The organism is Mycobacterium sp. UM_11, from assembly GCF_001414075.1.
Lineage (GTDB): Bacteria > Actinomycetota > Actinomycetes > Mycobacteriales > Mycobacteriaceae > Mycobacterium.
In genome coordinates this window covers 1-6,839 of record NZ_LATC01000158.1, presented here as the reverse complement: position 1 = coordinate 6,839, position 6,839 = coordinate 1, and the positions used below count along the sequence as shown (strand labels likewise).

The following is a 6,839-nucleotide window of genomic DNA, read 5'->3' as shown; positions in this document are numbered from 1 at the left end:
TGTGTATAAGAGACAGCGGTGGCGGCGAAGGCGCTGGCGGACCGGCCGCGGCCGTCGACCATGCTGGTGGCCGCGGCCGAAACGTCGTTTCCGTCCGGGCACGCGCTGGAGGTGACGGCCGCGTTGCTCGCGGCGCTGAGCCTGGCGTTGCCGGCGATCCGCGGGGCGGTGCGCGGTGTCGCGATCGCGGTGGTCGTGCTGATCGCGTTGGCGGCGGGGATTTCCCGGGTGGCGCTGAACGTGCACTACCCGTCCGACGTGTTGGCCGGCTGGGCGCTGGGCTACCTGTATTTCCTGTTGTGTATCACGGTGATTCGGCCGCCGACCGGCGCGTTCTCCCGAAGACCGTGGGACACCGAGGATTTGGTCACGGCGCGGTGACCTAACCGGGTCGAAAGCTTTACTTGACCCCGCGCCCAGCGGGTTCGACGATTGAGGTCATGCGCCGACTGCTCGCTTCGCTGTTCGCTTCGGCGTGCGCATTTCTCGTGGCGCTGGCCCTGGCGCCGGTTGGCGGCGCGGCCGGGGCCCCCTGGTTTGCGAACGCGGTCGGTGATGCCACGCAGGTGGTTTCGGTGATGAGCACCGGCGGATCGAACGCGACCATGGACATCTACCAGCGCACCGCCGCCGGCTGGGAGGCGCTGCGGACCGGCATCCCCACCCACGTCGGTTCGGCGGGCATGGCGCCCCAGGCCAAGAGCGGGGTGCCGGCCACCCCGATGGGCGTCTACACCCTGGACTCCGCCTTCGGCACCGCGCCCAACCCCGGCACCGGCCTGCCCTACACCCAGGTGGGGCCGAACCACTGGTGGAGCGGCGACGACCACAGCCCAACCTTCAACTCCATGCAGGTGTGCCAGAAGGCGCAGTGCCCGTTCAACACCGCCGAAAGTGAAAACCTGCAAATCCCGCAGTACAAGCACGCGGTCGTGATGGGCGTGAACAAGAACAAGACCCCGGGCGGCGGCGCGGCGTTCTTCTTCCACACCACCGACGGGAAACCCACCGAGGGCTGCGTCGCCGTCGACGACGCTCAGCTGGTGTCGATCATGAAATGGCTGCGGCCCGGCGCGGTAATCGCGATCACCAAGTAGCGCCTCAGGTGGCCAGCGCGCGCCCGGGCTTGAGCGCGAAGTTCATGCCCTCCAACGACATTGTGGCGTCGTAGGTCCGGTCGTACCCCGTTCCCGCGATCTTCCAGCCGGCATCGGTGCGCCGGTAGGTGTCGCGGTAGAAGGCGGCGCCGATCAGCATGAAGTTCAGGTCGGCGACGATCACCCGGTCCTGCAAATACCAACTGCCCGTTGCGGTGTCGCCGTCGACGACGATGTCGGGATGGGTCACCCGGTGCTCGGTGATGACGTTGGCGGGCAGCGACGTACGCATGTACTCGACCAGGTCGTCGCGGTTGGTGAAGTGCAACTCGTTGCCGAGCGACGGGCCGTAGTCGGCCTTGATGTCCTCGGCGAGGGTGTCGGCGAAGTCGTCCCAGTGCTTGGTGTCCAGCGCGCGCAGGTACCGGTACTTGACCTGCTTGATGGCTTCGATGTCGGCGAGATCGTGAGGGGTCATCAGGTCATTGCAGCACACGGGTGATTGGCCCGCTGCGCTCGCATCGACGGGCCGGCGTCGCCGAGACGTAAAGCACGGTCACCGGCCGTCGGAGAGGTGGCGGGTGACCATGTCGATCAGGGCCCGTCGCTCCAGGCTCCAGTCGATCGCGGTCCCGGTGACCATCCGCACCAACACCACGCCCCGCAAGGTGGCCCAGATGACCTCGGCCACACCGGCATTCGCCGGATCGTCGGTGATCAGCCGCCCCAACTGGCCGATGGCGTCGTTAATCTCCAGCAGGTGCCGGCGCGGCGACTCGCCCGGCCCGCCGCGGGTGGCGCGCAGAATCTCGAACGCCGCCATCGACGTGGGGCTGCTGTAGCAGGCCCACGCGGTGTCGACCACCACCTCGATGCGCTCCCGTAGGGGCAACTCGCTGACGTCGGCCGACGACAGGCTGTCGATCAGCCGGTCCACCCCGTCGTCCACGACTGCCATCAACAGGCCGTTGCGATCGCCGAAGTGATACTGGATCACCCCCCAGGTCACGCCGGCGCGCTCGGCCACGTGTTTGGCGGTCGCCGCGGCGAAGCCTTCCTCGGTGATGCAGCGGACGGTCTCGTCGATGATCCGCGCGCGGGTGTCGTCACCGCGCTTGCGCGGCGCGGTGGTGCGCCGGGTGGGGCCAACCGAGCCTCCGGCCTGACCTGCGACAACGGACATTGTTGACTTTATAACATAGCCGAGTCTATTTTTGGCCGGTGAGCCGATACGCGCGGTTGACCCGCGAGCAGCTGGCCGTGCTGGTCCCCGAACTGCTGCTGATCGGGCAGCTGATCGACCGCTCGGGCATGGCCTGGTGCATCAGCGCGTTCGGCCGCGAGGAGATGGTGCAGATCGCCATCGAGGAATGGGCGGGCGCCAGCCCCATCTACACCCGCCGCATGCAGCGGGCGCTCAACTTCGAGGGCAACGACGTGCCGACCATCTTCAAGGGGCTGCAGCTCGACATCGGCGCGCCGCCGCAATTCATGGACTTCCGCTACACCGTCCACGACAAGTGGCACGGCGAATTCCAGCTCGACCACTGCGGCGCGCTGCTCGACGTCGAGCCGATGGGGGAAAAGTACGTCTTCGGGATGTGCCACACCATCGAGGATCCGACGTTCGACGCCACCGCGGTGGCAACCAACGCGCGCGCCCAGGTGCGCCCCATCCACCGGCCGCCGCGAACACCCAAGGATCGCCACCCACACTGCGCGTGGACCGTCATCATCGACGAGTCCTACCCCGAGGCCCAAAGCATTCCCGCGCTGGACATCGTGCGCCAAACCCGCGCCGCGACATGGGAACTCGAGCCGATCGACCGCTCCGACGAGGGCAACGCGGACTACTCCGGACCGTTGCTGTCCGACTTCGACTTCGCCGGCTTCTCGCATTCGGCGCTGGTCCGGATGGCCGACGAGGTGTGCCTGCAGATGCATCTGCTCTACCTGTCGTTCGCCATCGCGGTGACCGCACGCGCCGCCGACGACGCCCAGGCCGTGACGGTCTGCACCCAGGGCCTGACCGGCATCGCGGGCGTGGCCGCCGAACGCATTCACCGGGCGCTGAAGCTCCCGGGTGGGGTCCGGGGGGTGCTCGAGGTGCTCGAACTGCACCCGCTGCTCAACCCCGCCGGCTACGTCCGCGCGGAAACGGCCGACCGGCTCGTGGTGCACCGCTCACCCGCCCACGACGACGCCGCCTGGATCGCCCTGTGCTCACCCGAATCCGTGCAGCCGCTGCAGGCGATTGCCACCGCAGTCGACCCGCACGTCGGGGTCCGGGTCAGCGGCACCAACACCGACTGGACCGCCGAACTGGTGGAAACCGACACCGCGGCCGCCGAACTGCCCGAGGTGTCGGTAACGAAAGTCAGTGGCGGAGCGACATTCCAGTTTGAACCCAGGCGATCGCTGCCGCTGACCGTGGTGTAAGCACCGGCGCGGATTTGTCAAGGGGCCTGCGGTACCGCTTCGGTGACGAGGTGGCATCGACCGGATACCGATGACGTTGCAAGCCATCGGTTTTGGGCGTGTTCGCGGCTATGGTTAACGCTGGCCACCGACCCCTATAGACGAAAGTTTTCGCTCTATGTACGACCCACTCGGGTTGTCGATCGGGACCACGAACCTGGTCGCTGCGCGTAACGAAAGCCCACCGGTAACCCGGCGGTCGGTGCTGACCCTATATCCGCACTGTGCGCCGAAAGTCGGTGTGCCCGAAGAGACTTCGTATCCGGCGGAGCCGGGCGTGATGATGCGGGGCTTCGTCGAGCGCATCGGCGACTCGGTGGCGCTGGTGTCGGCCGACGGGTCCGCGCATGACCCGGAACTGCTCACGGTGGAGGCGCTGGACGGGATGGTGCGCGCCGCCGGCGCGGACGCCTCTTCTTCGGACATCTCCATCGCCGTGCCCGCCTACTGGAAACCCGTTACGGTGCAGGCGCTGCGCGACGGATTGCGAACCCATCTGGGGTTCGTGCGCAGCGGCATGGCACCGCGGCTGGTCTCCGACGCGATCGCGTCGTTGACCGCGGTCAAGTCCGAGCTCGGCCTGCCCGACGGCGGTGTGGTGGGGCTGCTCGATTTCGGCGGCGGCGGCACGTCGGCCACGCTGGTCAACGTCGCGGGCGATTTCGAACTGGTCAGCGCGACAATGCGTTACGCGGCCCTGTCCGGGGACGAGATCGACCAGGAGCTGCTGCTGCGGGTGTTCGAGGAGCTGGGCCGGGGCAGCGGCATCGACCCGGGCAGCACCGCCGCCGTGGGGCAGCTCGGCGAGCTGCGGGAGCAATGCCGGTTGGCCAAGGAGCGGCTGTCCACCGACGCGGTCACCGAGATCACGGCCGAACTCGGCGAGCGCCGGTGCAGCCTCACGCTCAGGCGAGACGACCTCGAAGACCTGATGACCGACCGGCTGACCGGCTTCATCTACGCGTTGGACGACATGCTGGTGCGCTACCGAAAGGGCTGGACGGACCTCGCGGCCGTGGTGGCCGTCGGCGGGGGCGCGCACATTCCGCTTGTCGCCGAACGGCTTTCGGTGCACGGACGCACGCCGGTCCTGACGCCGGCGCAGCCCGCCCTCGCGGCGGCGTGCGGCGCGTTGCAGCTGGCCGCCCGCGGGGACGAGCTGAGCCTGCGCACGCGGACGTCGATCGGCCTGCTCGCGTCCGCGCACGCCACCGGCGACGTCGTCGACCTCGGCGCCGGCGACGTGCTGGTGATCGACGACGAGGCGATGACCGATCGCGAGCTGGCGTGGTCGCAGACCGAATACCCCGGCGACCTGCGGGTGCGGTTCGGCGGCGAAACCTACGACGAAGACGGCCCGTCCGGCTGGTCGATGCGGCTGAACGTGATCGACCCGGCCCCGGACCGGCCGTGGCGCCGCCTTCGGTTGTCGCAGTTGATCATCGGGATGTCCGCGCTGGTGGCCATGACGGCGATCGGCGGTGTCGCCTACACGCTGACCGGCATCGAGAACCGTCAGGCCCCGCCGGCGCCCAGCGTCGCGCCCCGGCCCGCCCCGCCGGCCAGCCCGCTGGTTCCGCGCACCGTCGCGCCGCCGCCCCCGACGGCCGTGCCGGTCCCGCCCAGCGCCGCGCCGGTGCCCAGCCCGGCGCCGCCGCCCGAACCGCCGCCGTCACCACCGCCGCCACCACCGCCGGTGGTGGTCACCACGCAGGCGCCGCCCGTCTACACCCCGCGGCACACTGCGCCGCCGGTGACCCAGGCGCCGACGACGACGGCCATGACGACGCCCCCGCCGCCGCCGACCACGACCGAGAGCGAGCCGCCCCCGCCGTCGACGACGACGACCACCAGCACGACGGTGCCGATGACCACCCAGTGGATCCACGTGCCGCTGTTGCCGGTGCCCATACCGGTCCAGGTTCCGCAGACGCAGGCCCCGCAGGCGCCGGCCCCGCAGTACACCCCGTACCCGCAGTACCCGCAGTATCCGCAGAACTCGCAGAACCCCTTCCTGAGCCCGGGCTACTAGCCGCGAGACCCCGCTGCCGAGCGCGTCTGCGCCGGCGCGGGTAGCGTGGAATTCGCCCCGTCGGGCGGGGTTTATCCGGTATTGCCTCATGGGGGGCCGGAACAAGTCAGCGAGCAAATCAGCGGACTGTGGAGGCATGCGTGGACATCGTGCTGGGGGTTTCGATGGCCCCCGAAACGGTGCGCCTGGTGGTCATCGAGGGCCAGAACGCCGACGGCGTCACCGTCGAACAGGACGAGTTCGAGGTCGCCGCCGGCACGGACCCGGGGGCCGCCGGTGCGGTCGAGCAAGTGCTGGCGGCGATCGAGGGCACCCGCGAAGGCGCGCTCGCCGGCGGCTACCACCTGGAGTCGACCGGCGTGACCTGGACGGACGCCGCCGGTGTCGGCGCGCTGCGGGACGCGATGGCCCGCCAGGGCATGGGCGGCGTGATGCTGGTGTCCCCGCTACTGGCCGCGGCCGCGCTCGCCCAGACGTTCGGCGCCGCGCTCGACTACGAACGCATCGCGATGCTGTTCGTCGAGCCGGCGGCGGCGACGCTGGCCGTGGTCGACGTCGCCGACGGTTCGATCGTCGACCTGCACCGCCAGCAGCTGGCAGCCCCCCAGCGTTCGATTACCGCCGAGTTGGCGGCGATGATCACCGGCCTCACCGAACGGGGGACGCGCGCGGACGGCGTCTTCCTGATCGGCTGCGGCACGGACATCGTCCCGGTCAAACCCGCGCTCGAGGCGGCGAGCCCGCTCGAGGTGACGGCGCCGGAGGAGCCGGAGATGGCGCTGGCCCGCGGGGCGGCGCTGGCCTCGGCGAACGCCCCGCTGTTCGCCTCGTCCACGGCGGCCCTGGCCTACGCGCTGGACCCCGGCACCGGGGAGTTGAGTCCTCGTGCGGTGGCGCCGACCTACCTCGACGTCTGGGGCAACGCGGACGCCGGCGCGCTGGCCTACAGCGCCGTCGGCGACGAGGACGAGGTCGTCCCCCGCAGGCGCCGGCCGATGTTCCTCGCCGGAAGCGCGCTGGCCGCGATCGCCGCCGCCGTCGCCGGGGTGGTGCTGTTTTCGCTGACCCCCGACCAGTCCGCCTCCGATGAGCAGCAGCCCCGGGTCAGCGTCGCCACCCCCGCCAAGCAGGCGCCCGCCCAGGCCCCGAGCCCGCCGCCGCAGGCGCAGCCGCCCGCGCCCGCGCCGCCGCCCACCGCGGTGGCCGCGCCGCAGGCTGTCTCTTATACACAT

Annotated in this window: 6 protein-coding genes and 1 pseudogene; 5 read left to right on the top strand and 2 right to left on the bottom strand. The window is 70.1% G+C overall.

The window, feature by feature from the left end:
• Positions 1-21: 21 nt before the first annotated feature.
• Positions 22-386: pseudogene (locus tag WU80_RS23545) on the top strand (phosphatase PAP2 family protein); the annotation flags it as partial.
• A 54-nt stretch (positions 387-440) separates the two neighbouring features.
• Positions 441-1,097: a L,D-transpeptidase gene (locus WU80_RS23540; protein ID WP_055405445.1), complete on the top strand. Its 657-nt coding sequence runs from the start codon at positions 441-443 to the stop codon at positions 1,095-1,097.
• Between the two features lie 4 nt (positions 1,098-1,101).
• Here the strand turns inward: WU80_RS23540 and WU80_RS23535 are convergent, their stop codons facing one another.
• A complete protein-coding gene (locus WU80_RS23535; RefSeq protein ID WP_197281337.1) occupies positions 1,102-1,575 on the bottom strand; it encodes a nuclear transport factor 2 family protein in 474 nt (157 codons plus the stop codon).
• Between the two features lie 78 nt (positions 1,576-1,653).
• Positions 1,654-2,280, bottom strand: a complete 627-nt coding sequence (locus tag WU80_RS23530; protein ID WP_055405443.1) for a TetR/AcrR family transcriptional regulator — start codon at positions 2,278-2,280, stop codon at positions 1,654-1,656.
• Positions 2,281-2,318: 38 nt separating this feature from the next.
• Between WU80_RS23530 and WU80_RS23525 the strand changes: the two genes are divergently transcribed.
• The 3 genes from WU80_RS23525 to WU80_RS23515 all read left to right on the top strand — a co-directional run.
• Positions 2,319-3,536 (top strand): hypothetical protein, encoded by a 1,218-nt coding sequence (locus tag WU80_RS23525; protein ID WP_055405442.1) that lies wholly within the window; start codon positions 2,319-2,321, stop codon positions 3,534-3,536.
• Positions 3,537-3,693: 157 nt separating this feature from the next.
• Positions 3,694-5,607 (top strand): Hsp70 family protein, encoded by a 1,914-nt coding sequence (locus tag WU80_RS23520; RefSeq protein WP_055405441.1) that lies wholly within the window; start codon positions 3,694-3,696, stop codon positions 5,605-5,607.
• A 140-nt stretch (positions 5,608-5,747) separates the two neighbouring features.
• A partial coding sequence (locus tag WU80_RS23515) for a hypothetical protein (protein WP_055405866.1) occupies positions 5,748-6,839 on the top strand: 1,092 nt, incomplete at its 3' end.